This window comes from Acinetobacter lwoffii (genome assembly GCF_052078135.1).
In the GTDB taxonomy this organism is placed as follows: Bacteria; Pseudomonadota; Gammaproteobacteria; order Pseudomonadales; family Moraxellaceae; genus Acinetobacter; species Acinetobacter lwoffii_Z.
The window spans coordinates 19,171-45,382 of sequence record NZ_JBQGUZ010000024.1 but is presented as its reverse complement, the minus strand read 5'-3'; the positions used below and the strand labels follow the sequence as shown (position 1 = coordinate 45,382).

The 26,212-nt window shown below is 45.5% G+C and carries 24 protein-coding genes; 7 read left to right on the top strand and 17 right to left on the bottom strand.

The annotated features are described in order from the left end of the window. Nucleotides 1–23: 23 nt before the first annotated feature. From ACTL4S_RS13780 to nirB, 13 genes are all read right to left on the bottom strand, one after another. Nucleotides 24–1,373, bottom strand: coding sequence for an MFS transporter (locus ACTL4S_RS13780; RefSeq protein ID WP_441299550.1), 1,350 nt, complete (start codon nt 1,371–1,373; stop codon nt 24–26). A 329-nt stretch (nt 1,374–1,702) separates the two neighbouring features. Next, nucleotides 1,703–2,344, bottom strand: coding sequence for an ATP-binding cassette domain-containing protein (locus tag ACTL4S_RS13775; protein ID WP_441299549.1), 642 nt, complete (start codon nt 2,342–2,344; stop codon nt 1,703–1,705). A 1-nt stretch (nt 2,345) separates the two neighbouring features. Beyond that, nucleotides 2,346–3,029, bottom strand: a complete 684-nt coding sequence (gene modB / locus ACTL4S_RS13770; protein WP_441299548.1) for a molybdate ABC transporter permease subunit — start codon at nt 3,027–3,029, stop codon at nt 2,346–2,348. Nucleotides 3,030–3,035: 6 nt separating this feature from the next. Next, nucleotides 3,036–3,800 (bottom strand): molybdate ABC transporter substrate-binding protein, encoded by a 765-nt coding sequence (gene modA, locus ACTL4S_RS13765; protein WP_148335042.1) that lies wholly within the window; start codon nt 3,798–3,800, stop codon nt 3,036–3,038. Nucleotides 3,801–3,847: 47 nt separating this feature from the next. Then, nucleotides 3,848–5,089: a molybdopterin molybdotransferase MoeA gene (locus tag ACTL4S_RS13760; RefSeq protein ID WP_441299547.1), complete on the bottom strand. Its 1,242-nt coding sequence runs from the start codon at nt 5,087–5,089 to the stop codon at nt 3,848–3,850. Then, on the bottom strand, nt 5,086–6,009 hold the full coding sequence (moaCB, locus tag ACTL4S_RS13755) for a bifunctional molybdenum cofactor biosynthesis protein MoaC/MoaB (protein WP_004646996.1): 924 nt from the start codon (nt 6,007–6,009) through the stop codon (nt 5,086–5,088). Before moaCB ends, ACTL4S_RS13760 begins: the two co-directional genes overlap by 4 nt. A gap of 70 nt (nt 6,010–6,079) precedes the next feature. Beyond that, nucleotides 6,080–6,622 carry a molybdenum cofactor biosynthesis protein MoaE gene (locus ACTL4S_RS13750; protein ID WP_004646997.1) on the bottom strand — a complete coding sequence of 181 codons (543 nt, stop codon included), beginning with the start codon at nt 6,620–6,622 and terminating at the stop codon, nt 6,080–6,082. A gap of 1 nt (nt 6,623) precedes the next feature. Beyond that, complete coding sequence (locus ACTL4S_RS13745) at nt 6,624–6,890, bottom strand: MoaD/ThiS family protein (protein ID WP_004280351.1); 267 nt, start codon at nt 6,888–6,890, stop codon at nt 6,624–6,626. A 2-nt stretch (nt 6,891–6,892) separates the two neighbouring features. Continuing rightward, on the bottom strand, nt 6,893–7,918 hold the full coding sequence (gene moaA, locus ACTL4S_RS13740) for a GTP 3',8-cyclase MoaA (RefSeq protein ID WP_441299546.1): 1,026 nt from the start codon (nt 7,916–7,918) through the stop codon (nt 6,893–6,895). A gap of 229 nt (nt 7,919–8,147) precedes the next feature. Beyond that, nucleotides 8,148–8,774, bottom strand: coding sequence for a molybdenum cofactor guanylyltransferase (gene mobA / locus ACTL4S_RS13735; RefSeq protein WP_441299545.1), 627 nt, complete (start codon nt 8,772–8,774; stop codon nt 8,148–8,150). Further along, on the bottom strand, nt 8,771–11,548 hold the full coding sequence (locus ACTL4S_RS13730; RefSeq protein ID WP_441299544.1) for a molybdopterin-dependent oxidoreductase: 2,778 nt from the start codon (nt 11,546–11,548) through the stop codon (nt 8,771–8,773). The genes mobA and ACTL4S_RS13730 overlap by 4 nt, the downstream gene beginning before the upstream one ends. A gap of 182 nt (nt 11,549–11,730) precedes the next feature. Beyond that, complete coding sequence (gene nirD / locus ACTL4S_RS13725) at nt 11,731–13,341, bottom strand: nitrite reductase small subunit NirD (RefSeq protein ID WP_441299543.1); 1,611 nt, start codon at nt 13,339–13,341, stop codon at nt 11,731–11,733. Between the two features lie 24 nt (nt 13,342–13,365). Then, entirely contained in the window at nt 13,366–15,912 is a 2,547-nt protein-coding gene (gene nirB / locus ACTL4S_RS13720; RefSeq protein ID WP_441299542.1) for a nitrite reductase large subunit NirB, read from the bottom strand. A gap of 503 nt (nt 15,913–16,415) precedes the next feature. Here nirB and ACTL4S_RS13715 point away from each other — a divergent pair. The 7 genes from ACTL4S_RS13715 to ACTL4S_RS13685 all read left to right on the top strand — a co-directional run bounded on the left by ACTL4S_RS13715 (nt 16,416) and on the right by ACTL4S_RS13685 (nt 22,392). After that, complete coding sequence (locus tag ACTL4S_RS13715; protein ID WP_004280362.1) at nt 16,416–16,994, top strand: ANTAR domain-containing response regulator; 579 nt, start codon at nt 16,416–16,418, stop codon at nt 16,992–16,994. Between the two features lie 10 nt (nt 16,995–17,004). Then, nucleotides 17,005–18,021 carry a CmpA/NrtA family ABC transporter substrate-binding protein gene (locus ACTL4S_RS13710; protein ID WP_253101113.1) on the top strand — a complete coding sequence of 339 codons (1,017 nt, stop codon included), beginning with the start codon at nt 17,005–17,007 and terminating at the stop codon, nt 18,019–18,021. A 244-nt stretch (nt 18,022–18,265) separates the two neighbouring features. After that, on the top strand, nt 18,266–19,210 hold the full coding sequence (locus ACTL4S_RS13705) for an ABC transporter permease (protein WP_441299541.1): 945 nt from the start codon (nt 18,266–18,268) through the stop codon (nt 19,208–19,210). Then, complete coding sequence (locus ACTL4S_RS13700) at nt 19,210–20,091, top strand: ABC transporter ATP-binding protein (protein ID WP_064096740.1); 882 nt, start codon at nt 19,210–19,212, stop codon at nt 20,089–20,091. The genes ACTL4S_RS13705 and ACTL4S_RS13700 overlap by 1 nt, the downstream gene beginning before the upstream one ends. A gap of 77 nt (nt 20,092–20,168) precedes the next feature. Next, a complete protein-coding gene (locus ACTL4S_RS13695; protein ID WP_441299540.1) occupies nt 20,169–21,176 on the top strand; it encodes an isopenicillin N synthase family dioxygenase in 1,008 nt (335 codons plus the stop codon). Further along, complete coding sequence (locus tag ACTL4S_RS13690; protein WP_441299539.1) at nt 21,173–22,054, top strand: hypothetical protein; 882 nt, start codon at nt 21,173–21,175, stop codon at nt 22,052–22,054. Before ACTL4S_RS13695 ends, ACTL4S_RS13690 begins: the two co-directional genes overlap by 4 nt. Nucleotides 22,055–22,062: 8 nt before the next feature. Beyond that, nucleotides 22,063–22,392: a DMT family transporter gene (locus ACTL4S_RS13685; RefSeq protein ID WP_048882704.1), complete on the top strand. Its 330-nt coding sequence runs from the start codon at nt 22,063–22,065 to the stop codon at nt 22,390–22,392. A 68-nt stretch (nt 22,393–22,460) separates the two neighbouring features. Here ACTL4S_RS13685 and ACTL4S_RS13680 read toward each other — a convergent pair whose 3' ends face one another. From ACTL4S_RS13680 to ACTL4S_RS13665, 4 genes are read right to left on the bottom strand one after another with little or no spacing between them, the layout of a single operon-like run. Beyond that, nucleotides 22,461–23,483, bottom strand: coding sequence for an ABC transporter substrate-binding protein (locus tag ACTL4S_RS13680; protein ID WP_441299538.1), 1,023 nt, complete (start codon nt 23,481–23,483; stop codon nt 22,461–22,463). Next, nucleotides 23,480–25,288 carry an allophanate hydrolase gene (gene atzF, locus ACTL4S_RS13675; RefSeq protein ID WP_441299537.1) on the bottom strand — a complete coding sequence of 603 codons (1,809 nt, stop codon included), beginning with the start codon at nt 25,286–25,288 and terminating at the stop codon, nt 23,480–23,482. Before atzF ends, ACTL4S_RS13680 begins: the two co-directional genes overlap by 4 nt. An 11-nt stretch (nt 25,289–25,299) precedes the next feature. Beyond that, nucleotides 25,300–25,743 carry a CopG family ribbon-helix-helix protein gene (locus tag ACTL4S_RS13670; RefSeq protein WP_004280384.1) on the bottom strand — a complete coding sequence of 148 codons (444 nt, stop codon included), beginning with the start codon at nt 25,741–25,743 and terminating at the stop codon, nt 25,300–25,302. Further along, entirely contained in the window at nt 25,736–25,867 is a 132-nt protein-coding gene (locus tag ACTL4S_RS13665) for a hypothetical protein (protein WP_004647016.1), read from the bottom strand. The genes ACTL4S_RS13670 and ACTL4S_RS13665 overlap by 8 nt, the downstream gene beginning before the upstream one ends. Between the last annotated feature and the right edge of the window lie 345 nt (nt 25,868–26,212).

Below are 26,212 nucleotides of genomic sequence, written 5' to 3'. Positions count from 1 at the left end.
CATTTTAAATCAGGAATGTAGTGTTATTGCTGTGCTTCCGCCAGATGACGTTCAGTCACGGCCTGTTCATATAACAGCTGTTCTTTTTCTTTATGTTCGACAGAGAAGCGGATCATCAACACACAACTTGCAGCAATCACTACCAAGCCACCCAGTACCATCAAAGTGGTTTGAATATCCAACATGCCCTTTAACAGGAAACCTGCAGCTACCGCGCCGACATTGCCACCTGCTCCAATAATACCAGCCACCCCCCCCAAGGCATCACGGTCGATAAAAGGTACCAGTGCATAGGTAGCGCCACATGCCATATGAGTAAACAAGGCAAAGATGGTCATTGCCATGATCGCCAAGGTTGCACTATTCATTTGCGAAAACAGAATAAGAAACAGACCTTCCAGCATGATCAAGGCAAACAGGACTTTGGTTCGACCATCCAGACCTTTTTGAATCGCAACTTTGTCTGAAACAATGCCACCCAAGGCACGGGCAAACAATGCCAGTAAACCAAAAATCCCGGCAGCCATGCCTGCTTCTTTTAGGCCAAACTGGAAGTTGTCGACAAAGTACAAGGCAATAATGTTATGGATGAAAATTTCAATACCAAAACAGGCTGCATAAGCTCCAAACAAAATCCACACACGGTAGTTACGTGCGGCATGCATCAAGATTGCAAGGCCGCCTTTTTTATCGCTACCAACAGAAATACCTTCAGCACGGAGTTCTTTAAAATTGCCTTGTGGACAGTCTTGGGTGAATTTCCAGTACAGTACACCGACAATGATCATCAGAATACCCGGAACCAGAAGTGCAATTCTCCATCCCATTGCCTGTTCTACACCGAACATCACCAAAGCAGCCAGCATTAAAGGCATCAGGGCTTGAGTCGCACCGCCACCGGCATTCCCCCAACCTGCTGTAGTTGCATTTGCCGTTCCCACCACATTTGGCGCAAACATGATACTGGTATGATATTGAGTAATCACGAAGCTGGCACCGATGGCGCCAATCAATAAACGGAAAAACAAGAAAGATTCATAACTGTTGGCCGACGCCACACCAAACACCGGAATACTGCCAATAATCAGTAAGGCGGTATAGGTTTTACGCGGACCGTATTTATCACACAACGGCCCCACGATCAGACGCACCAGAATTGTAATGGCGACTGCGGCAATATTGATATTGGCGATCTGCTCTTTGGTCAGGCTGAATTCACCGGCAATCACTGGCATTAACGGTGCACAGGCAAACCACGCAAAGAAACAGACAAAAAAAGCGAGCCAACTCATATGGAAGGCCCGCATCGCTGAACTACTGAAGTTAAATAGACTTATTTTTGTTGCTTTATTGAGACTTGTATTTGAAGACATAGCCATTTCCTTACCAGAACTGAACGTATTTAAGTCACTGTGATGCACAAGGCATATCAGTAACGATCAGAACGGACGTCATTGGCCGTCATACAAATGTAGAGTCTTCTTTGACTTTAATTAGATATATGCATAGGTCATGCCAGATTATTTTTAACATAAAATAAGATATTGTTTTACATAAAATAATTTATATTCAAACGCTTAAATTAGATGTTTCTTTCTTAAAAATAGAGAAAAAATAGATATCTTCTGAGGCATTGTTAGAAAAACAGCGAGAGGATGACCTGGTCGGAGTCATTGCTGGTTTAAATCGGTGCAGGGCTGGATCAAATAATTTTTCCCTTTTCAAAATGTAATACATGCGCCTCTAAATACGCTACTTCATCTACATGATGGGTCACATAAATCATGGGTAAATCTGTTTGATGAATCACAATTTTCAGAAAAGGTAAAATCTGATTTTTCAGCTTTTGATCCAGTCCATTTAAAGGTTCATCCAAAAGTAATAGATCGGGAGAAGATAAAAGTGCACGTCCAATAGAAACGCGCTGTGCCTGTCCACCAGAAAGTTGATGCGCCCGATGCCGAAGCAGTGGCTTTAATTCAAGTAGTTCAACGATATCTTCGAAAAGAAATTTTTGCTGACCTTTATTTTTTATGTTTAGCTGTTCTGCATATTTTAAATTCTGCATGACATTCAGATGCGGAAACAGTAAGGCTTGCTGAAAAATCAGGGCTATTTTTCTTTGATGAACAGGAATATTTAGTTTCTGCTGATGATCAAATAATATTTTTTGCTGGAAATGAATAAAGCCGTGTGATGGTTTTAATAGCCCTGCAATATTTTTTAAAAAGGTGCTTTTTCCACTTCCCGATGCCCCCACAATACCAATCAACTTCGTCTGCATATCCAGATTGGCCTGTAGCTGGAAATTTGCGTAATTAAACTGAAAATCACACTTCAGCATCTTAAGCCTCCAATTTACGTTGATACTTCTGCATGATCCAGTAATTTGCAATCAAGGCTGAAAAAGCCAGAATCAGAGATAAAATGACCAGACGCATGGCCATGCTTTCTCCATCAGGCTGCTGTAACAGGCTATAAATGGCGATGGGAATCGTACGGGTTTCTTCTGGAATATTGCCAACAAAGGTAATGGTGGCACCAAATTCTCCCAGACTGCGGCTGAAACATAAAATGCTGCCGATTAAAATTCCCGGCAAAGCCAATGGCAAACTAATGCTACAGAATACCCGCCATGGTGCTGCGCCTAAAGATCCTGCCACCTGCTCTAATTGCCAGTTGATCATTTGAAAAGACAAGCGAATTGGTTGAACCATTAAAGGAAATGCCACAATCATGGCAGCGAGTACCGCACCTTTCCAATTAAATATCAGCTGAATTCCCCATTTATGTAGATATTGCCCCAGTATCCCCTGATGGCCAAATAGCAGGAGCAGAAGATAGCCCAGCACTACCGGCGGTAGCACCATGGGCATCTGCAATATCGCTTCAACGAGAAATTTGGCCCTGAATTCATAACGTGCCAGTAGCCATGCTACGGCGATAGCAAATGGCAGACACACCGCTGTGGCAAAGCCCGCCACTTTGGCTGAAAGCGCTAAGGCACTCAGTTCTTCTGGTGTAAGCATGAGCAGTTAGCCGACCTTAAGCTTAAAGCCATATTTCTGGAAAATCTGTTTGGCCTGTGCGCTTGTCTGGATAAATTCAGAAAATTGGACTGCTGCCTGATTTTTCTGGCCCTGCCGGGTTAAAGCAATCGGATACACAATCGGACGATGTGTTCTGGCTGGAAACACCCCCGAAATTTTAACTTTTTTACTCATCAAGGCATCAGTTCTATACACAATACCGACCTGACATTCGCCACGTTCTACAAAGGCGAGAGTTGAACGGACGCTATCCGTACCGACAATTCTGCCTCGAAGCTGATTCAACCAGCCCAGCCGGGTTAAGCTTTGTTTGGCATATTTTCCAGCAGGCACCGATTCCATTTGTCCGGTACATAGATAGCCTTGAAAGGCTTTAGCAAAATTAAAGTCGGCTGACATTTTAAAATGATTTTTTTGCTGAATAGGACTAATCAATACGAGTTCATTCAAAAGCAAAGGTCGAATCTGACCGATCTGAATTTTTTGTTTCTTGATCAGCTCATTCATCCAGTCCAGGTCTGCAGAGAAAAATAGATCACTGCTCGCTCCCGCCGCAATTTGTTTCGCCAATACCGAAGACGCAGCAAAAACCGGAACGATCTGGATATCCCGATGCTGTTGCTCATACAGCTTGGAAATATCAGTAATCGCATTGGTGAGGCTGGCTGCAGCATAGATTTTAACTGTCTCGGCATGCAGCATGGGGCTAGTCAACAGCATGCCAGTGAGTAGAACTTTGATTAAATCCATCTTTCTTATTCTATGTGGTTCGAATATTAACAATTGATACAGGCATTTCAAATCAGCAAACCCTGTACCACATGCCCAGCCTGGATTTCTGTTCCTGCCGGAATGCGCACCAGACAGTTGGCCTGCATCAGATTACTCAACATATGTGACTGCTGTTTTGCCAGGCTTTTGAGCTTTAAGGTACCCTGATCAAATTCGGCAACCATTCTTAAAAATCGTTCGCGTGCATCCGCTTTCAAATCATGTGTCATTACCGCACTAAGCCATGCAGGTGACTGCTTTTGCCCTTGTAAGGCATTCAGTAAAGTTGCCGTATAGATTTGCATACCGACATAAACGGCAGCCGGATTCCCCGGTAAACCCAAGAGATAACAGTAACATTGATCATCTCGACGATACTTAGCAAATAACATCGGTTTTCCAGGCTTCTGCTTCACTTTCCAGAAAATCTGCTCAAAACCCTGCTCCAGGGCAACAGGACGAATGAAATCATAATCACCCACCGAAACCCCGCCTGTGGTCAATATGAAGTCGTATTGGTTTTTAAGACGATGTATTAACGTTTGCAGCTCATACTCATTATCTGAAACATGCAGAATATCTACGTTTTGACCCTGGGATTGAAACCAGGCCTGAATCAGTGGAGCATTGGCGTCAAAGATTTTTCCGGAATTCAGGTCTTCAATGCTGGAAGCGACTTCATCTCCAGTAATCACAACAGCAATTTTAGGATAACGATAGACTGAAACCTGCTTTACGCCTGCCATGCTCAAAGCTGCAATTGCACCTACATGCAGTTTTTGACCTGCATCTGCCAGACGCTGCCCTTGTGCGATTTCCTCGCCTGCATCACGTATATCCGTATGAGGCTTTAGGTCTGTTGTAATAATGATTTGATTGGCATGGCATTTGACAATTTCCTGACGGGCGACCGTTGTAGTTCCTGCTGGAATCCTGGCACCGGTAAAAATCCGGACCGCCTGACCTGGCCGCAGTTCAATTTCAGTACTTTGCCCTGCCCGAATCTCTCCAATGAGTTCAAAAGTGCTGTGAGCACTAACATTTTCTGGACTGCAAAGCGCATAGCCATCTACAGCACTTTGTGAAAACAGCGGCAATGGTATGGCCGAATCAATCGCCTCTGCCAGATAGCGATTCAGAGCCCGAGCAAGCGGCAGGCTTTCAGCTACCAAGATATGCGTCTGCTCAAGTAACATCTGCAGTGCCTGATCAACAGAAATCAGTCCCGGTTCAGCACCGCAGGCTGAATGTGATAGTGCCTGATTCATTGATAGCCCCCCGCATGTGGGATATTTTTTTGCACATCAAACAAGTGCACCAAAGCCGGAAGTACCGCGATCAGAGATTCTTTCGCACCCTGACGACTTCCCGGTAGGGTCATCACCAGACTGTTCTCAATATAGCCAGCCACGCCACGACTTAATGCTGCATAAGGGGTACGTTTTTGCCCAAAACTACGTGAAGCTTCCATTAAACCGGGAATTTCCCGTTGCAGCAAAGGTTGTAGGGTTTCGACGGTCAGGTCTTTAGGACCTAAGCCAGTACCGCCCACAGTTAGAATCAGCGGATACTGATTTTTCTGCTGTTCAATCAGGGTCAAGAGCTGTTCTGGGCTATCGGGAATAACCTGATAACTAATAGAATCAAAATTGGCTTCTTTTAAAATTTCCATTACGTTTTGTCCGGCAGTGTCCGGTTTTTTGCCTGCTGCAACCGTATCGGACAGCACAATAACCGAAGCGGACAGACTCTCTTTAAGTACGCGGGTAAAATGTGATTTTCCGCCTTTTTTCTGCTGCAACCTGCATTGATCCAGCGATAAATCTTCCGGTTCACAATGCGGCTTCAGCATGTCATACAAGGTCAGACCTGCCAGACTGACCGCTGTCAAAGCTTCCATTTCCACACCAGTGGGTCCAATGGTTTCAACGGTAGCAATAATTTCGACATGTGCATCACACAGTTCATATTCCACATCGGCACGATAAATCGGTAATGGATGGCACAATGGAATCAGCTCATCGGTCCGTTTGGCACCTAGAATGCCGGCAATGCGTGCTGTTTTCAGGGCATCCCCTTTTTCAGTATTGCCATTACGTAGCAGCTCAATGCAATGTGGCGGTGCATGCAGGATTCCAGTGGCAATTGCTGTACGGTAACTTTCTGCTTTCATCCCTACATTTTTCATGATTCATCCCAGGCTAATTTTTAAAATCTGTTTTAAAGTGATTCATCTTATGCATCCTCATTGGACGCATTTAATTAGATGGTGATTGGCAAGCGTGTTCTGCTACATGGTGATGGTGACAATGCGCTTCTTCTGCATGATGAGAGTGATTAGTTTCAGGTCCATGATCTTTTCGAATACAACAGCCTTCCACATACTGGCTGCTACCATCCAGATAAAACTCTTCTTTCCAGACCGGAACCTCATGCTTCACCCGTTCCACAGCTTCCTCACAGGCAGCGAAGGCCTCACGACGATGGGCCGCATAAGCCATAGCAATAATGGCTGTTTCCCCAACCTCCAGCTCACCAATACGGTGCACTACCCGCACATAAGACACCTGGTATTTGATCTGGATCTGCTGTTCAATTTCACGAATCATTTTTTCAGCCACAGGCGCATAGGCGGTATATTTCAGGGCACGCACAGCTTTCCCCTGATGATGGTTACGTACTGTTCCGACAAAGATGCCGATTCCACCACATTCCGGAAAATGCTGGATACCATCAAAATCCTCCAGACTAAAAGCAGTCTGCTGGATTCGGGCAAATTGTTTTAGTGACTTGAGTTGCATCTCAGCCTCCTGCTACCGGCGATAACAGTACCAGCGTACTGTCACGATTTAAAACATTCTGTCTGGAAATAATGTCTTCACCGATTGCACAGGCACAACGTTCCAGCATGGGCTGTATATCGGGATAGAGGGATAGCAACTGGTTCAGGACTTCAGAAACATGAATTTCAGACTCGCATTGCAAATTTAAATCTGCGGGAATTTGTCGTTCAATCGCACCGAAGGCTTCTATTTTGATATGAATTAATTTTTGCTGAGTGAGTGACATATTTACCCTCCAATGCTGTGCATGCTGATTTTTCGGATCGGCTTTTGTATTGGTGATTGCTGGATCGCATGGAAGCCGGCCTCTTTATGCCAGATATAAGCGTGGAGCTTGTGCTGAAATGTCTGTGTGGCGAAATGATCCAGCGCCAGTTGTTCGATATCTGCCTTAAGGTTCAGGCCTTGTCTGGCAAATAAACAGTTATAAAATTCACCTTGGGCATTGAGGCGCAGACGGTCACAATCACTGCAAAATGAATGGGTAATGGTGGAAATAATCCCCAAAGGCTGCCCATTGACCAAATAGCCACGGGCTGGATTGGCGCCTTGTCCTTGAGATACCTGGACATCAAATTCAGTTTTCAGTTGTTCCAAGATATCCTGCTCACTGATGACATCAGACGGATTCCACTTCTGATCGCCATCGAGGGGCATAAACTCAATAAAACGTAGCTCTACCGCCTGATGCTGTGCCCATTTCACCAAAGGAATAATCTGATTGTCATTGATGCCTTTGATCAGCACACTATTGATCTTGACGGTCAACCCTGCCTGCTGCGCGGCAGCAATGCCTTGAAGTACAGGTTGTAATTGTTTTTGGGTCAGTTGCTGAAACTGCTTTGGATCAAGACTGTCTAGACTGATATTCAGATCATCGAGTCCTGCCTGTTTAAGCAATTGAGCATAATCTGCTAAATAATGGCCATTACTGGTCATGGAAATACGTTTCAGGCCAAAGGCTTTCAATGTCTGTAAGCGGGCAATAAAATGAACGATGCCTTGACGCATCAACGGTTCGCCACCCGTCACCCGGATCTGCTCAATCCCGTGTCGCACCATAAACTCGCAAAAAGCATACAGGGCTTCAAAACTGAGCAAATCTTTTTTATTCATCCATTCCGGATGTTCAGGCATGCAATAGCTGCATTTGAAATTACAACGGTCAGTCACCGAGATCCGCAACTTACGTTTCTGGCGTCCAAACTGATCCTGAAAGATACTGCGAGGTGCTAAAGCTGTCATGCTGTTCATTGCTGCGGTCCATGATGAGATCTGCACGGTTATTTAACAGTCTTGATTTACTGCCCTATTTCTTCACAATGAATGAGCAATAAGTGTTCCAACTTTGCACAAATTTATTTTTAATGTAGGCTAATGGATAATATTTGTTCTTTTTTAGTCCGAAAGTTTGCTCGAAAAATAAAAAAGCAATATTTTGGTGAGCCAGAATATAATGATTCGGCTTTTAGCATTTTAAATGCTAGAGAAAATTAAGCTGTTGATGCTGCTGTAGCTCATCAAATGAATTAATGCTGTGAAAAAACAGGGCACGATTTTTAAAGCTTGCCCGCTGCATGTGCATGTCAGCAAAACAGAGTTTTAAACTGTGCTGATCATTTTCAAGATGTTGTAAAAGAGTGGGTAAGCTGTTGCGTTTCATCAGACAGAATGGAAACAATGCCTTTTCATTGATTTCAACTACCGCCACTTCACATAAGGGATGTCGTTGCAAGGCCTGATGTAAATGTGAAATGACCTTTTTGGGGATATAGGTCACATCACAAGGCACGAACAGCACATAATCAGATTCCACATGTGACCAGGCACTCTTCATGCCCATCAATGGTCCCTGAAAGCCGGGTTCATCGTCCTGATAAAAGTCGATCGAAGGAATCATCCGTTTATAAATGGAATGATCCCGATGGCTATTGACCCAGACTTTTCTTGCCCGGGACTTCAACTGCTGATGGATTTTAATGAGCTGGATTTCATCATCAAATTTGTGCAGCAATTTATTGATGCCATTCATGCGCCGCGCTAAACCTCCGGCCAGGATCACCACGTCAGTTTCCGGATAAGACACCGTCTTCATCACTCTTCTTTTCATTCTATGTACTCCGTCTGGCAAGCTTTAATCAGGCCTCTAATTTCTGGCAAACACGAACCACAATTTCCTCCGGCTTTTAGACATGCAGTCACCTGTTTTTCATGCGTGATATTTTTATCTTTAATGGTTTGAATAATTCGGTTCTTACCGACCTTAAAACAGCTACAGACCAATGCCCCTTCACTATTTCCCATCGACATGGCCTGACCTGCCAGCAATGCTTTACGATGCAATGCACTCAGACGTTCACGTCTAAACAGGCCAGCCACCCAGTCACGATCTGGCAATAATGCCGCCGGTGCGATATAAAAACTGGCAATTAACTGGCCATCCTGAAGAACCACACTATGACTGATATGCGCCGTTTGATCTTCGAGATTCAGCCATTCAAAGCTTTCATCATTAAAGTCTAAGAGACTCTTGATCTGCCCGGTGATGTCAGAAAACCTGCGCCGGTCTGCCAGTTCATAACGGATGGCCTGAGTGGTTTGAATTTTGCTCCACCACACCATATTTTCAATCATGGTCTGGATCTGTTGTTCAAAGCCTTCCCGTACATACAGCACGCCCTGCCACTGAGTATAAAATGGCTGGATCATCACCGGAGTATGCTTAAACTCTGGCTCGCCGGAAATCGGGTCAACCACCGGATTCACCACTTTGCCAATCCGCGCATCGGATGCAAATTGGTCGTTCCAGTGAATCGGTGCAAAAATCTGGCCACGTCGCATATTTTGTGAAAATTGCACACGGAGTACACAACTTCCCCAAGCGGATTTCACCTCGACCAGCTCGGCATCTTTCAGGCCATATTTCAGTCCGTCTTGCGGATGCAGCTCACAATAAGGCTCGGCACGATGCTGGGACAAACTGGCAGATAATCCGGTACGGCTCATGGTGTGCCATTGATCGCGAATGCGTCCAGTATTCAGGATCAGAGGATATTCAGCAGAAATAGCATGTACCGGATCGGCTGCAATCGTCGGCACCAATCTGGCTTTGCCATCTGCATGGCTAAACTGGCCTTGACTAAATAGTTGACTCACCTGATGGTCTTCTTGTTTATCCCAGACCGGCCACTGGGCTGGTGTCAGATTCTGATATTCCGCAAAACCGAGATGAGTTAAACCTTGCAGGTTGAAATAGCGGAAATTTGGCGTATCTGCGCGTTGCGAAAGTGAACCATTCTGATAGGCAGATAAACGGGCATGTTCCAGAAAAATGTCATGGCTATTTTTAAAGTCAAAACCGCGAAAACCTAAAGCTTTAGCCACCCGGGAAATAGTCCACCAGTCTGCTTTGGCTTCACCCGGAGCCGGCAAAAAAGCCTTTTGCCGGGAAATACGGCGCTCCGAATTGGTGACTGTGCCATCTTTTTCGCCCCAACCCAGTGCCGGTAACAGTACATCGGCATATTGCGTGGTATCGGTGTCGAGACAAATATCAGAAACCACCACAAATTCACATTTCTCCAGAGCGCGTTTAACCTGATCTGCATCGGGCAAACTCACGATCGGATTGGTGGCCATAATCCAGATGGCCTTGATTTTCCCGCTTTCCACTGCTTGAAATAAATCTACTGCTTTTAATCCGGGCTGCCGCGCGATAACCGGGCTTTGCCAGAAATCCTGCACCAGTTGCTGATGCTGCGGATTATCCAAATCCAGATGGCTGGCCAGCATATTGGCCAGCCCACCGACTTCCCGTCCACCCATGGCATTCGGCTGTCCGGTCATGGAAAAAGGTGCTGAACCGGGTTGGCCTATTTTTCCTGTCAATAAATGACAGTTGATAATGCTATTGACCTTGTCTACGCCTTGAGAGGATTGGTTTACGCCCATGGAAAACAGGCTCATAATTTTTTCGGTCTGGGCAAATTTTTGAAAAAATAAGGTTAATTTTTCAATAGCAATACCGGTACGTTTTGCCACGCTTTCAAGTGATGACTCTGTCGAGCTGCTGGCAAGCGCCTGCTCCAGACCTTTCGTATGTCGCGTAACAAAATCAAGATCGGCATGACCATTTTGCTGAAGATACTGCAACAAGCCATTAAACAGCGCGACATCCTGACCGGGTAAAATCGGCAAGTGTAAATCTGCCGCTTCACAGGTTGCGGTAAAGCGCGGGTCAATCACCACCACGAATAAATCCCGCTCTTCTTTGACTTTCATGATGCGCTGATAAAGCACCGGATGGCACCAGGCGGTATTGGAACCGACCAAAACCACCATTTCTGTCTGCTCAAAATCTGTGTAGCTGGCCGGTACCAGGTCTTCGCCAAAAGCCCGTTTATGTGCCGCCACAGCAGAAGACATGCACAGTCTTGAATTGGTATCAATATTGGCAGTACCCAGATAGCCCTTTACAAACTTGTTCACCACATAATAGTCTTCAGTCAAAAGCTGGCCGGAGACGTAAAAGGCGATGCTGTCACGTCCATACTGATCAATATATTGCTGAAATTTATTGGCAATACTTGAAATGGCATGATCCCAAGTGCTTATTTGCCGCTGTTCTTTTCGACCTGTCATCGGATGCAGAAGCCGGGTTTTTAAGCCAAGTGTATCGGCGAGATGACTGCCTTTAATACACAACTTGCCCAAATTCGCAGGATGCTGAACATCGCCTTCAATCTGAACCTTTTCACCCATCGAGGTTTGGCTTACGTGCGCGATGACACCACAGCCTACTCCACAATAAGGACAGGTCGTCTGAGTGGTTTTTATTTGGGATTCAGTAGAGCTATGTAGTTCCATAACCGGAATACTATTCATTGCTGCTGCGCTCCTTAATCATCCAAATTCACTTGTTTCACCAAATCTCTGATATCTAGCTTTTACAGGTTTGATTTAAATTTTTTCTATGTCTCAAAAGCTTTAATCCTCCCCAACCCTCCTTTAATAAAGGAGTGAGGGTCCCCTTTTTTCCAAAGAGGGGTTGAGGGAGATTGATCCGATTACCCTGCCTTTTTTAATGCAAAATCCCGACCAAAAAGCAGTTTGCTGCGGATATTACCAATTGGTGTCTGGTCTGCAATCAGTTCTGCATACCAAGCCCCATCTTCAGTATCACCAAATAGCACCGCACCAATGACCTTGTCCTGCTGGATGATGATCCGTTTATAAATCTGACGTTTTTCATCATTCAGCACGATATCTTCAAAATCATCCTGAGGTTCAAAATTGCCGGCAGAGAAGACATCACATCCGCTAACCTTGAGCTGGGTCGGAACAGTCGGTGCCTTAAAGGTCAGTCGGCCATGTTCAGCCAGATGCGTCGCACAGATAAAGGCCTGTCCCCATAATGGCTCAACCAGTCCAAAGGTCTGGCCACGATGCTCAATACATTCACCCACTGCATAAATACTCGGGTCATAGGTTTGCATGGTGTCATTCACCAGCACCCCACGATTGCAGCGCAAGCCAGCCTGTTCAGCCAGAGTTTTATTTGGTCGAATCCCGACGGCAAAGACCACCAAATCGGCATCCAGCACTGTCCCGTCTTTTAAACGCAGTTGAGTCACGTGACCATCCATACCGAGCAGCTCTTCGGTATTGGCTTCGGTGATGATCCGGATACCTTTATCTTCTATTGATTTTTTCAGCATTTGACTGGCTTTCATATCCAGCTGACGATCCATAATACGGTCCATCAGGTGCAGCACCGTTATATTCATCCCTCGCTGCTTCAATCCATAAGCGGCTTCCAGTCCCAGCAGACCGCCCCCAATCACGACGGCGTTTTGCTTGGTTTTGCAGTAATCCAGCATGCGGTTAACATCCTGAATATCCCGAAAGCTAATCACGCCTTCAAGTTCAACACCCGGAATTGGCGGTACAAAGGGTTTGGAACCGGTCGCGAGGATCAGACGGTCATAAGCAACGACTTCGCCTTTTTGGGTATGAACCTGCTTACGTGAACGGTCGATAGAGCTGGCAGCATCTCCAGCAATGAATCGAATGCCTTTTTCGGCATACCAGTCAGCTGAATGCAGCATAATTTCGGTAAAGCTTTTTTCACCAGACAATACCGGTGACAACATGATCCGGTTGTAATTGCCCCACGGTTCTTCCCCAATCACGGTAATGTCATAACGATCTGGCGCCATATCCAGCAAGTCTTCCAGACAGCGCATACCCGCCAGTCCATTCCCGACTAGTACCAGTTTTAAGCGCTCTGTGTTTTGACCATTACTGGAAATATAGGTCTTTTGTGGAGTTGGACTCACCAGAACTTTGCCATTTTCAATTCGGGTTGGAAATACCAGTAATTTCTGGTCTTGTTCTTCCAGACAACGGCCGGTCACCAGACTGAAATGCTGCTTGTAAATGGGGGATGCGACTACACGCTCACCTTGCAGATCACCCAGAATGCCACGTGCTATGACATTGGCCAGACTAACCGGATCCTGATTGCTGAGTGCATAAACCCGCTGTTCCTGACCCACGCGAAAAATTGCAATCTGCTGACCTTCAATCAAGGCTGCAACACCGGTATTCGGAGTGATCTCATCCAGATTGCAGACTTCGTACCAGTTCAGTTCGTTCATGTCTTTTAAAATTGTCATTTTCATTCTCCCAGACTGTGGTATTTAGGCTTCAACCACTGGAATACGGTTTAAATCACGTTCAGCTTCTGTCTTTGGACGAATCTGGCCACGTACAGGTGCAAACTGAATATGCGGGTCATTCTGCTCGGCTGCTTTGGCATTAATAAAAGTCTTAAAGCGTTTGCGTACTTCAGGATCTTCAATCGCGCTGCGCCATTCATCCTGATAAGTGCCAATCACATGCTGCATACGGCTTTCCAGTTCAGTAGCAATGCCGAGCGAATCATGCACAATGACATCTTTGAGATAGTCCAGCCCGCCTTCCATATTGTCACGCCATACGCTGGTGCGCTGCAGACGGTCCGCCGTCTGGATATAGAACATAAAGAAGCGGTCGATATATTTGATTAGGGTGGAAGTATCCAGATCAGAGGCGAGCAGTTCAGCATGGCGCGGTTTCATGCCGCCATTGCCGCATACATATAGATTCCAGCCTTTTTCCGTGGCAATGACACCGACATCCTTGCTCTGTGCTTCTGCACATTCACGGGTACAGCCGGATACTGCCATTTTGGTTTTATGTGGTGAACGCAGGCCTTTATAACGGTTCTCCAGAAAAATTGCCAAGCCGACAGAATCATCGACTCCAAAACGGCACCAGGTACTGCCCACGCAAGATTTCACCGTACGTAGGGATTTGCCGTAGGCATGTCCGGACTCGAAACCGGCATTAATCAGCTTTTCCCAGATTTCAGGCAGTTGATGTACCTGCGCACCAAACATGTCAATTCGTTGTCCGCCTGTGATTTTGGTATATAGGCCATAATCTTTGGCAATCTGACCGATGGTAATCAGGCCATCCGGAGTAATCTCGCCGCCTGCCACACGTGGCACAATCGAATAGGAACCATCTTTCTGGATATTGCCGAGGTAGTAGTCGTTGCTATCCTGCAAACCGGCATGGCTAGGTTTTAGGACAAAGTCATTCCAGCAGGATGCCAGAATATTGGCTACAGTCGGTTTGCAGATATCACAGCCCATCCCATGACCATGTTGCTGGATCAGGTCAGAGAATGTCTTGATCTCATGCACACGAACCAGGTGATACAGTTCCTGACGTGAATAGGCAAAGTGTTCACACAGGTGATTGTTCACCGTGACACCCTGACGCTGTAATTCAGATTTGAGAACCTGCGTTACCAGTGGCGCACAGCCACCGCACGCTGTTGCAGCCTGCGTGCATTTTTTCAATGCACCCAATGAAGTTGCACCGCCATCAATGGCTGAACAGATATCAGCTTTGGAAACGTTATTACATGAACAGATGGTCGCACTGTCAGGCAATAAATCGATGCCACTGCCACCTGATTTGGAGGTTGACTGATCAAAGCCCGGCATGATCAGGCTTTCCGGTTGCTCCGGTACAGCCAGACCATTTAGCATCATTTGCAGGAGATCACTATATTCTTTGGCACAGCCCACCAGCACCGCGCCCAGCAGCCTGGTCTTATCTGCTGACACCACGATTTTTTTATAAACCTGCGCGGCTTCATCAGCATAGAAATAGCTCAAAGCACCTGGGGACATGGCATGTGCATCACCAATAGAAGCAACATCCACGCCCATCAGTTTGAGCTTGGTTCTCATGTCCGCACCAGCGAATGCATGACTTTCTTGGCCTAGGACATGTTTTGCCGCGATCCGCGCCATGTCATAGCCTGGTGCAACCAGACCATAAATTTTATTGTCCCAAAGTGCACATTCACCAATGGCATAAATGTCCGGATGTGAGGTCTGGCAATAATCATTAATGATGATGCCGCCACGCTCACCAATCAGTAAACCACTTTGGCGCGCCAGTTCATCACGCGGACGAATGCCGGCCGAGAACAGGATGATATCGGTTTCAAGCACCGAACCATCTCCGAACTTCATTACATGCTGAGTGCTGTCACCATCTTCAATACTTGACGTGGCCTTTTGAGTATGTACCTTGACACCCAGGTCTTCAATTTTAGAGCGCAGTACCCGGCCGCCCAGATCATCAATCTGCACCGCCATCAGACGCGGAGCAAATTCTACGACATGGGTTTCCAGATTCAGATCTCGCAGGGCTTTCGCTGCTTCCAGCCCTAGCAAGCCGCCGCCAATCACTACGCCAGTTTTGGCATTCAGACTGGCTGCACGAATGGCATCCAGATCTTCAATGGTACGATAAACAAAGCAATTCTGACGGTCATTGCCCGGGATTGGTGGCACAAAGGCATAAGAACCGGTAGCGAGAATCAACTTGTCAAAACTCAGCACATCACCCTGGCTGGTGATGACGGTTTTATGGAGCTGATCAATTTCAACCGCTTTAGTATTAAGTCGCAAATCAATGCCATAAGCATCGGCAAAATCACTACGACACAGACTCAGATCCTTGACCGACTTGCCGCTGAAATATTCGGTCAAATGTACCCGGTCATAAGCTAAATGTGGCTCTTCTGCCAAAATGGTCAGCTCAATGTCATCACCGGCCTGTTCCAGTACAGATTCGATGAATTTATGCCCCACCATGCCATGCCCAATCATGAGAATTTTCATATCTGCACTCCAACTATTGTTTTTTTAAAGATGATAAAAAGCCGCATATCACGTCTAGGCATTGATATGTCTGCTGATTGAATATGTTGTAAATACCGCAACCTAGCGCTTTGTAATGCTGGAGGAAGGGTTGAAACGCTTGTGCGTTTTGTATTGCTGAACAACTGACCATGTCATTTATCCTGTGCTGAACGAAATACCAATCACACTCCTTGAAAGTGCAATTACGATCAGAACGGACATCGTTGGCCGTTGTTAGTATTGAAAGTCATCTTTGACGATTTAATAAATGCAGAAATCGTGCCAACTTTTCCAATAAGAAAACGCCTTATTTCAGGCAGATGATCTACCTAAACGCTTCATTTTGATCAGCCATCAGCTGAAATCCCTAAAGCTATGCACTAAATTGAACAGAAAAATAGAATTTTATGCACCAATTTAATGGCATGTTTTTTGCTTTACTCCTGCTTGAATATTCCTTAGGCCTTACTTGAAAATATTCCATGTCCAAATTACGAATTGCTCTTATTGATGATGATCTGGAGCGCGCCCAATTCATCCAGGAATCCTTACTTTCACATGATTTTCAGGTGGTGGCCTGTTTAATCCTGAATGACCTGAATATGGTACATGTTAAGGGTATTCATGCAGATGTGATCCTGCTGAATATGGATCATCCGCATCGGGATATTATTGAAAGCTGTGTCAGCCAATATGAACTTCCGACCGTGCTGTTTACCCAGAACTCCAATAAAGACACCATCAAAAGTGCGATTGATGCCGGAATCACGGCTTATATTGTCGATGGTATTGATCCCACCAAACTAGAAAGCATTCTGGAAATTTCAATTGAACAGTTTCGCAAGCATAAAAAGCTGCTGAATGATTTAAAAGAAACCCAGGACAAACTGATTGACCGTAAAGATATCGATAAAGCCAAAGCGTTGCTCATCCAGCTGCATGCATTAACGGAAGAGCAAGCTTTTGCTTTATTGCGTAAAAATGCCATGAGTCACCGGATTACCATTGGTGAAATGGCCAGACGCTTACTGGATGCACAGAAGCTGTTATTGGGCCAATAAGGAAAAGCATATGTCCACATTAGAAAAAACTGAACTCAATATTGGCTATATTCCTTTACTTGATTGTGTTGCCATTCTCTGGGCCGAAAAACAGGGGTATTTTGCTGAGCAAGGATTAACCATCAATTTAATCCATGAAGCCTCCTGGTCTAGTTTGCGTGACCGTCTGGCCTATGGCTTTCTGGATGCTGCACATTGCTTGTCTGCCATGCTGCCCGCTGCTGCCCTGGGTACAGACCAGTTACAGGTGGCTTTGCAAACCCCTCTAGTACTGAGCGTGAATCAGGCTTTTATTAGCCTGCGCCAGGATTTGTGCTATGAACTCGGCATCCAGCCTGGGGATGATGAACAGAATACCTCAAAGAAACTGGTACAGGCTTTACAACAGAATCATTCCATCAATCTGGCCTATGTTTATAAATATTCGATTCACCATTACTGTTTAAAAGAATGGCTGGCGCTGACTGATCCACAACTGGCCAAGAATATCCAGCTGATGACCTCTCCACCGCCTTCCATGGTAAAAGGAATCGCGGAACAGGTATTCGATGGCTTTTGCGTGGGAGAACCCTGGAATATTCAGGCCAAACTTGAAGGCTATAGTTTTATCGTCGCGGCAAGCCAGAATGTCATTCCAAAAGTTGCCGATAAAGTCTTGGCCATGACCCAGGAATGGGCAGAACAGCATCCATTTACTGTAGAGGCAGTGGTCAAGGCAGTACAAAAAGCGCAGGATGATTTAAAGCAGCGCAGTGATTTATCAGAAGTATGGGACATGCTGGTAGACTATCAGATTATTCAGTTTGAATGTTCCGCCCAGCGGCATGTCTATGACTTTTACAAGATCAAGAATATCATCCGGAATTTTGTTGGGGAAAGTGCCGAACCGAAAGTCGATGATTTTATCTGGCTCCTGCAGCAGATGCAGAAATGGGAAGATATTGAAATGACCGCAGCCGAGAAAAAACAGCTTGCGCAGCAGTGCATCTATAGCTTGCAAAACCAGCATGCAGACATTATTGGCTAAATGATGCTACTGAAAAAAGAGGCCTGATTTTTCGGGTCTTTTTTATTGAGTCTATTTTCCAGAAAATGATTAAAAATCTCTGCATTCTGATCTAACTTCTTAAATATGATTAAGAGTTGTCTGCTAATTTTTTCTAAAAAATAAATCCTTTTAAGAGTCATTTCATGATTTGGTATGAAATGGCATCCATTTTGCTTATTTAGTATTACGTTTTATAAAATTTGTAATATTGAGGGGCAACACTATGAGTTACGTTGCACGTGAACTCAGTCAAAGAAATAAATTACTGTTTGGCTTGGGGTCTTTTTTAATACCAATTTTAATTTGGTGTGCAGTCAGCTACTTGCCATTTATCTGGCATCCACAAGTCCAGATTACGGATTCAGGTAGTGTTGCCTATTTACAGGTCGAGAGTCGTATTGATAAAGGCCAGTTTTTTTCTGCTGCGCAGTCTGCGGTAGATCAGGGTCTGGCTCCGCCGCAGGGTATTCTGGTCAACCCGATTTATCTGCCTGCACCGCATCAAGTGGCAATTGCACTGATCACAGCTTTTACCACGGAGCCTACCCAAGCCAATGCACCCTGGTTTCATGAAAGTCTGTGGCACAGTATCAAGTTGGTCTTTACCGCGTTCTTTATTTCTTCCTTGGTTGGTATTCCACTCGGTATTTTATGCGGATTTTCAAATAAAATTTCCCAGCTGACCGAACCCTTTGTTGAGTTTTTCCGCTATTTACCTGCTCCCGCCTTTGGTGCACTGGCAGTGGCAATTCTCGGAATTAATGATGCACCCAAAATTGCCATTATTGTGATAGGAACCCTGTTCCAGCAAATCCTGATCATTGCCAATACCACACGTCTGGTGGATCGCAGCCTGATTGAAGCCGGTTTTACCTTGGGCACCAATAAACTGAAAAGCCTGTTGCATGTGGTGATTCCAGCGGCCCTGCCTGAAATTTACCGCAATCTGCGTGTGCTGCTGGGTTGGGCATGGACATACCTGATCGTAGCAGAATTGATCGGCAGCACCTCCGGAATTACCTGGTTCATTACCCAGCAAGCCCGCTATCAGAACTTTGATAATGTCTTTGCCGCGATCCTGATTATCGGGGTGATTGGTCTGCTGTGTGATGTGATCTTGATGAAATTGGGACAACGCTTATTTAAATGGAAACCGGGAGCTAACTGATGCAAAACACTGAATTTAATACCCGCGAATACTTTGACAAGATTTATAGCCGTCCGGTGATTTTGGAAGCGAAGCAACTGACGCAAAAATTCAGTCATGGCAAAACCGAGCGTACGGTTTTAAATGCACTCAATTTGAAAATTCATAAACGTGAGTTCATCTGTGTGATTGGGCCTTCCGGTTGCGGCAAGTCAACCTTTAGCCGTGTAGTCGCCGGTCTGGATCCTTATAGCAGTGGTGAGATTCTGGTGGATGGCCAGCCGATTACCGGCCCAAGTCCAGAGCGTGGCATGGTGTTCCAGGGCTATACCCTGTTTCCATGGAAAACCGTCAAGGAAAATGTCATGTTTGGCCCGCGCATGAAAGGCCAAAGTAGTGCAGCGGCCGAAGCGCAGGCACGTGAATGGATCAATATCATTGGTCTGGAAAAGTATGAAAACCAGTATCCGCATGAGCTGTCTGGCGGGATGAAACAGCGTGTCGCGATTGCCCGGGCTTTGGTCAATGAACCGAAGATCCTGTTGATGGATGAACCCTTTGGAGCACTCGATCCGCATACCCGGCAAAAAATGCAGCGTCATCTGATGGATCTTTGGCAAAATATCGACATCACCATCATTTTTGTGACTCACGATATGGATGAAGCCATTTTACTGGCCGACCGTATTGTGGCGCTGAAAGCCAATCCGGGTGAAATCAAGGAAATTATCGAAGTTGATCTACCTCGTCCACGCCATCCAGACGTCATGCTTAGCCCTGAATTTAAACAGTTAAGACAACGTGTCGATTATCTGGTGCATGCTGAAGAAGATGAACTGGATCCGGCACTGGCAGAACTGCCAGTTATTCCGCGTATGACCAAGGTTAGCAGCAATAAATAATCTTATCCAAAATACCTTTGGGACGACCCGAAGGTTTTAATCGCTGTGTTGGACGACCAACATTAGAGGTGATTGCCATGCAAGCGCAATATGTACTCCCCCTTGTTGATATTTCTAAACTGCAAAGTCCGGATTTAGCCGATCGTATTGAAGTAGCAAATGCTCTGGATCAGGCCTGCAAAGAGGTCGGCTTTCTCTATCTGCAAGGTAGCCAGTTTAATTTTGACTACGCCAAAGCCCTGACTGAAATGGCCCAGTCCTATTTTGCACAGGATCTGGACACCAAAATGCGGCACTATATTGGCAAATCAAAAAACCATAGCGGCTATGTGCCGATTGGTGAAGAACAATTTGCCGGCAACAGTTATGACTTAAAAGAAGCCTATGATGTCAATTATGATTATCAGGGTACACACAAAAACTGTCCTTTACTTGGGCCCACCTTGTGGCCAGACCATCCGGATTTCAAGTCTATTGTCAGCCAATACTATAGTCATCTACGTGAAATCAGCCAGCAGATTTTTTCTGCTTTTGCACTGGCATTAGGCGTTCGTGAGGACTTTTTTGAAAATAAAATTACTGATGCACCAAGCCAGCTGCGCTTGATTTATTATCCCTATAATCCGGAAATACAAGATGCCGAAGGCATTGGCGCACATACCGATTATGAATGCTTTACCCTGCTGTTACCCACCGCACCCGGCTTACAGGTTTTGAATAAAGCCGGGGAATGGATCGACATTCCCCTGATCGAAAATACTCTGGTAATGAATATCGGTGACATGATGGAAATTCTGTCAAATGGTAAATATCTTGCCACCAAGCACCGCGTGAAAAAGGTCTCGGAAGAACGTTATTCATTCCCGCTGTTTTGCGCCTGCAACTATGACACCGTGATTGAACCGGTGATTCACACTGAAAATTCCAAATATTCTGCCCTGATCGGGGGCGAACATCTGTTTAATCAGACCGCCCAGACCTTTCAATATTTAAAACAGCGCGTTGCTAGCGGTGAACTGATCTTAAAAAATGCTGTACCACTTTCCTCTTTTGGACTTGAAGAACAGACGGAGACAGCATCATGAATCTGTTTGAAGTGATTAAGACTTTAAAGCCCACTATCCCTCAGCCAGAGCTTATTCCGGGCTTTTTATACGGTGGTTTCCGGCGTAAAAGCATCAGTTTTTCTAATGGCCTGACTGATGAAAATACCATTGTGTACTGGTTTCAGTCGCGCAGTTTTACCATTGATCTTCGTCTAAAAAGCCAGACGGGAACTGCTGCTCAGCAACGCCAAGGCTGGATTGGCAATACGCTTTGGGATAGCACCAGCCAACTCTTGTCCTGGGAAGTGAAAGACTACGCCAATTATCAGAATCATGTGCAGTGGCCGGAACCAGCCAAACTACATGCGATTGGCAACTGTATTCTGGAATTTTCTCCAAGTAATGTCTATGTTGAAGACTGGCGCCAGCAGGTACAGCAGGGTTTATTTTTAGGCCTGCGGCTTCAGTCTGCGCTTGATGTTCAATCTGGTCAGAAACTGGAAATGGATGGTGGCCTGATTATTTGTGGCGATCATATTGGCTATGCCCTGACGCGTTTGCCTGAAGTGCAAAGTGCAGTCGCTCAAATGGACTTGAAAGCTGTCGATCCGACCGTATTTGCCTTGTTGGAGAGTTTTGAGGTTTCTATCGGGACTGATGGTCAAGCTAAAACTTACAGCACTCGCAGCAGTGAAACAGGCAAAACTTTTAATCTGGATAATTTTGAAGTTCTCAATGAAACCCATCTGGTTCAACACGTCATTTTAGATGGTCGCGACATTGACCTGATTTTTGAGCTGGATATATACCAGCTAGATTACCAATTTCAATATGCAACCCCCACGACTCCACAAGCTGAAAGCTGGCTGAAGTCAGAACAGGATCACCTGATGCAGCATGCAGCACGGGTGTTATAGGGAGAAATATGTCTTTTTTATATCTTTCAATTGCCATTATTGCAGAAGTCATTGCAACTTCTGCATTGAAAGCTTCCAATGGTTTTAGCGTGCTCTGGCCTTCACTTGCCACCATTGCCGGTTATGCCGTTGCCCTGTTTTTCCTGTCACTGACCATGAAAACCATTCCGATGGGCATTGCCTATGCAATCTGGTCTGGTGCCGGCATTATCCTGATTTCAACGGTTGGCCTCTTGGTATTTAAACAGCAACTGGATCTTCCCGCGCTGATCGGTCTGACGTTTATGATCATTGGCATTATTTTTATCAATGTCTTTTCCAAAAGTACGCAGCTTTAATTTTTTAATACTCATCTGACCAATAAAAAATCCCCAGACCGGGGATTTTTTAAGCACGAGATCAGGCTTTATTGCAGCTCTTGTACCAGCGTTGGAACAATCACGCCATCCACATTCATTTCAGTCGTATAAATGCCGTTGGCCACATTGAACTTGTTCACATGGTAGCTGGAGCCATAGATCGAGTCGAAGCCATCTCCTTTGGTAAAGACTTTTTTGTTGGCGGCCAGATCAAGTAAATGCGTGCCATCAATGAACTGCATATAGGTTTTCGCATCGACACCAACCCGTTTGGACATGATCTGTGCAGCATCTTCACGAGTCGCCGGGTCATTGATGTATTTGACAGTTTTATCCCAAACCTGAATCACCTTTTTCCATTGCTCTTTATTGGCTTCCAGATGGGCTGGATTCACGGTCAAGGTATCGTAGATTAATCCAGGCTTGTCTTTAGAGGTGAAAATAATCTTGGAACCGGCAACAGCAGATAAAGCCTGATTTGCCACCGGCTGCCATACTGCAATCGCATCAATATCGGGAGTGGCAAAAACCTGTGGCAATTCATTGGTCATGGTATTGACCAGTTTGACCTCATTCAGTTTAACCTTGGCATCATCCAGTGCAGTGGACAGCAATAAGTGATCGACCAGACCTTTTTCAGTTGCAACCGTTTTACCGCGCAGATCCTGAATCGAATTAATGCCATTCTTGGCAATAATTACGTCATTTCCAGCTGAATAATCGGTCGCCATGATCATCACACCCTTGGTACCGCCGGAGCCAGTGACCAGATTATCACCATTGGTGACCAGTACGGCGTCCAGCTGATTCGCTGCGAATGCAGAGAGTGAAGCAGAATAGTCGAACCATTTAAAATCGGCATTCACCCCTGCTTCTTTTAGCCAGCCTTTTTCAATTGCCACCTGCCAGGCCACGAAACCCGGCCAGTCACTATAACCAATCCGGATGGGCTGAGTAGTCAAACTTCCTTCTGCCTTGGCATTTGGTTCAGGTACTTTAGCGGTATTGTCACAGCCACTAGAAAGGATTGCAGACAGTACGGAAACGGACATCAGTGTTTTGTTGATCATTTTGCGATCTCCCCTATGCATTCACATTTAAATTTTGTATTTGAAAGTTGTTTAGATTTCATAAATTCGCGCCAGCCACCGAAATGACTGATATCTGTTGCATCTTCAAGTGCATAGCCTTCACAGATAAAGCCTTTGACCCAAGTACCATCGATCAGTTGGACATTACCAATCCCCAAAGGTGCTGGCACTTCTGCAACAATGTCCCCGAACTGTGCACACGGAATGTCCCAGACTTCGACTTCAATTGAACAACCTTTCACGCTGTATTGCAGGCCGGGTTTTGGCGGTGTGGTATTTTTTAAAGCATAGAGTTTGTAATGCGAAGCAGTCCGGGTCTGCTTGATCAGGGTGCCACCACGTGTGGTCAGCTGAAAATTCAGCGGCATTCCGGTCAGATGTGCTCCGACGACAGCCAGTTTCACGTTGTGACCTGATGAGATTCCAGTTGTTTTTTCATACAGGCGTTCAGATGTGCCTAACTTTAACTGGCTCGCCTGCTGCCATTTTTGCCCGAATTTGGCCAGTGCTTCATCCATCCAGGCTGACGCAATAAAGGTCACACCCGTTGGAAGACCATCGGCACGAATACTATTTGGTAATGCCAAAGCCGACAGGTCGGCAAAATTGACAAAATTGGTATAAGCGCCCATGTGGCTGTTTTTCACCAGAGGATCGGCTTCTACCTCTGCAATGCGATAAATGGTGGGTGCCGTAGGCACCATCAAGGCATCATAATCTGCCAGTGTATTTTGAATAACACGGCTCTGGCGGGCGCGTTCATATTCATCCTGCATGGCATCGACCGCACTGAACCGGTCTGCCTGTGCAATAATCTGGCCAATTACCGGATGGGTCTGCTCGCGTTGCACCATTTTTTCCACGGCACTGGTACGTTCAGCTACCCAAGAGCGGTTATACAAGGCCGCTGCCAGTTGTTGAAATGGAGCAAAATCAATCGGCTCAACCGTATAACCCAAGCTTTGTACACGTGCGATCGCCAGCTGGAATGCTTTTTCAGTTTCAGCATCGCCATAAAATTCCAGTGTATCTGGAATGGCAATTTTCCCTTTTGAAAATTGGCTAGGAACATTTTGAGGATGCGTTCTGGAATACTCATCGCTGGCATCATAGCCCTGCATGACTTGCGCTACCTGCCAGGCATTATCCACCGTTAATGCAAAAATCGAAATCACATCGATGGTGCGGCAAGCCGGAATCAGGCCGGTAGTCGAGAACCAGCCTTTGGTCGGTTTGAGTCCGACAATGTTATTGTGCCCTGCCGGTACACGTCCTGAACCTGCAGTATCTGTACCCAGTGAAAATGGCACTAATCCGTTTGCGACGACTACACTGGAACCTGAACTCGAACCACCACTGATATATTCAGGATTAAAGCTGTTCTTTACGGCGCCGTATGGGGAACGCACACCGACCAGCCCCGTCGCAAACTGATCTAGATTGGTTTTACCCACGACAATCGCGCCGGCAGCTTTTAATTTGGCTACTGCTGTTGCATCGGAAGTCGCCAGATAAGCTGCCTCTTTACATGCTGCTGTGGTATAGAACCCTGCAACATCAATATTGTCCTTGACCGCAAATGGCACCCCATAAAGTGGCAAGCTTTCAGTATCTGCACCAGTTAATGCATCAATTTGTGCCTGTAATTGTGCTGCCGTCGCAATTGAAATCCAGGCATGATCGTCATTATTCAACTCGGCTACATACTCAATCAGGTCACTAAGCTGGATATTGTTATTCTGGTAGGCGTGTTGCCAGTCCTGTACAGTCCATAAGTTGTGCACAGCTGTTCTCCTTAAGTGTGTTCGGTATTTTGTGGAATAGGTGGCATGACGGCATCCATCAGTTCGAGATGGCCTTTAATCACGCCTTTCAGTGCAATAAATTGTTCGCTTATTTCTTTCAGATCACTGCTCGCGCCCTGCATCAGCATGACTTGCAGGATTTTTTCATCATCCAGCTGGATATGAAGTGAGTTGATCACTTGCGCCAGATACTGCTGTTGCAGATCGACCAGCTGACTGCGTAGCGGTTTAAGGCTGACGTCATAGAGCAAAGTAAGTGTGCCAACCATGACTTCATCGCGAATCACCAGATCATCAATCAGGTGACGGTTAATCATGTCGACAATGGCCTGCGAACGGCTTTCATAGTGCTGCTCGACAATTTTTTGATCCATCGCATGTAGCGTTGTTTCTGGCACGGTAATACTGATCCGTGCCAATTTTTGTTTAGGCACGATGTTGATCCTTGGGTTGATATTGGGAAGACTGTTTAATGTGAAAGCCTGCACGTACGCTGAGCAGCTCAACCAGAAAGTGAAGCCATGGATGCATTTTTTTATTTGATGTCGGATTGTTCATGTGCATCTCCTAGGGATATTACAAAACCAGAATTTCGTATTACTTAGGAAAATGCAGAAAGCGTGCCAATTTTTAGTTATTTGGATGAGGTAAATAAACTTGCTTAAAAGGGCGAAAAAAAGCCCCATAACATTGAAATGGGGCTTGTTCTAAAGCAAAAGTAAGTTTTGTATTTCACCGGTTTATTCCATTTTGATTGCTCATGTCCTTGCTATTCTTTTTATACATGAATGGTTAACCGATGTTTGTGATTATGAGTGATCAAGTGTATTGCTCTCCTCTATTTATGTTGTATATAAATAAATGCATTAAGCGTGCCACAATATAAAATAGAATAGATTTAAG

Coding starts and splice junctions, on each gene's coding strand:
- ACTL4S_RS13780 (WP_441299550.1), bottom strand. CDS start 1,373: ATGTCTTCAAATACAAGTCTCAATAAAGCAACAAAAATAAGTCTATTT.
- ACTL4S_RS13775 (WP_441299549.1), bottom strand. CDS start 2,344: ATGCTGAAGTGTGATTTTCAGTTTAATTACGCAAATTTCCAGCTACAG.
- modB (WP_441299548.1), bottom strand. CDS start 3,029: ATGCTTACACCAGAAGAACTGAGTGCCTTAGCGCTTTCAGCCAAAGTG.
- modA (WP_148335042.1), bottom strand. CDS start 3,800: ATGGATTTAATCAAAGTTCTACTCACTGGCATGCTGTTGACTAGCCCC.
- ACTL4S_RS13760 (WP_441299547.1), bottom strand. CDS start 5,089: ATGAATCAGGCACTATCACATTCAGCCTGCGGTGCTGAACCGGGACTG.
- moaCB (WP_004646996.1), bottom strand. CDS start 6,009: ATGAAAAATGTAGGGATGAAAGCAGAAAGTTACCGTACAGCAATTGCC.
- ACTL4S_RS13750 (WP_004646997.1), bottom strand. CDS start 6,622: ATGCAACTCAAGTCACTAAAACAATTTGCCCGAATCCAGCAGACTGCT.
- ACTL4S_RS13745 (WP_004280351.1), bottom strand. CDS start 6,890: ATGTCACTCACTCAGCAAAAATTAATTCATATCAAAATAGAAGCCTTC.
- moaA (WP_441299546.1), bottom strand. CDS start 7,918: ATGAACAGCATGACAGCTTTAGCACCTCGCAGTATCTTTCAGGATCAG.
- mobA (WP_441299545.1), bottom strand. CDS start 8,774: ATGAAAAGAAGAGTGATGAAGACGGTGTCTTATCCGGAAACTGACGTG.
- ACTL4S_RS13730 (WP_441299544.1), bottom strand. CDS start 11,548: ATGAATAGTATTCCGGTTATGGAACTACATAGCTCTACTGAATCCCAA.
- nirD (WP_441299543.1), bottom strand. CDS start 13,341: ATGACAATTTTAAAAGACATGAACGAACTGAACTGGTACGAAGTCTGC.
- nirB (WP_441299542.1), bottom strand. CDS start 15,912: ATGAAAATTCTCATGATTGGGCATGGCATGGTGGGGCATAAATTCATC.
- ACTL4S_RS13715 (WP_004280362.1), top strand. CDS start 16,416: ATGTCCAAATTACGAATTGCTCTTATTGATGATGATCTGGAGCGCGCC.
- ACTL4S_RS13710 (WP_253101113.1), top strand. CDS start 17,005: ATGTCCACATTAGAAAAAACTGAACTCAATATTGGCTATATTCCTTTA.
- ACTL4S_RS13705 (WP_441299541.1), top strand. CDS start 18,266: ATGAGTTACGTTGCACGTGAACTCAGTCAAAGAAATAAATTACTGTTT.
- ACTL4S_RS13700 (WP_064096740.1), top strand. CDS start 19,210: ATGCAAAACACTGAATTTAATACCCGCGAATACTTTGACAAGATTTAT.
- ACTL4S_RS13695 (WP_441299540.1), top strand. CDS start 20,169: ATGCAAGCGCAATATGTACTCCCCCTTGTTGATATTTCTAAACTGCAA.
- ACTL4S_RS13690 (WP_441299539.1), top strand. CDS start 21,173: ATGAATCTGTTTGAAGTGATTAAGACTTTAAAGCCCACTATCCCTCAG.
- ACTL4S_RS13685 (WP_048882704.1), top strand. CDS start 22,063: ATGTCTTTTTTATATCTTTCAATTGCCATTATTGCAGAAGTCATTGCA.
- ACTL4S_RS13680 (WP_441299538.1), bottom strand. CDS start 23,483: ATGATCAACAAAACACTGATGTCCGTTTCCGTACTGTCTGCAATCCTT.
- ACTL4S_RS13665 (WP_004647016.1), bottom strand. CDS start 25,867: ATGAACAATCCGACATCAAATAAAAAAATGCATCCATGGCTTCACTTT.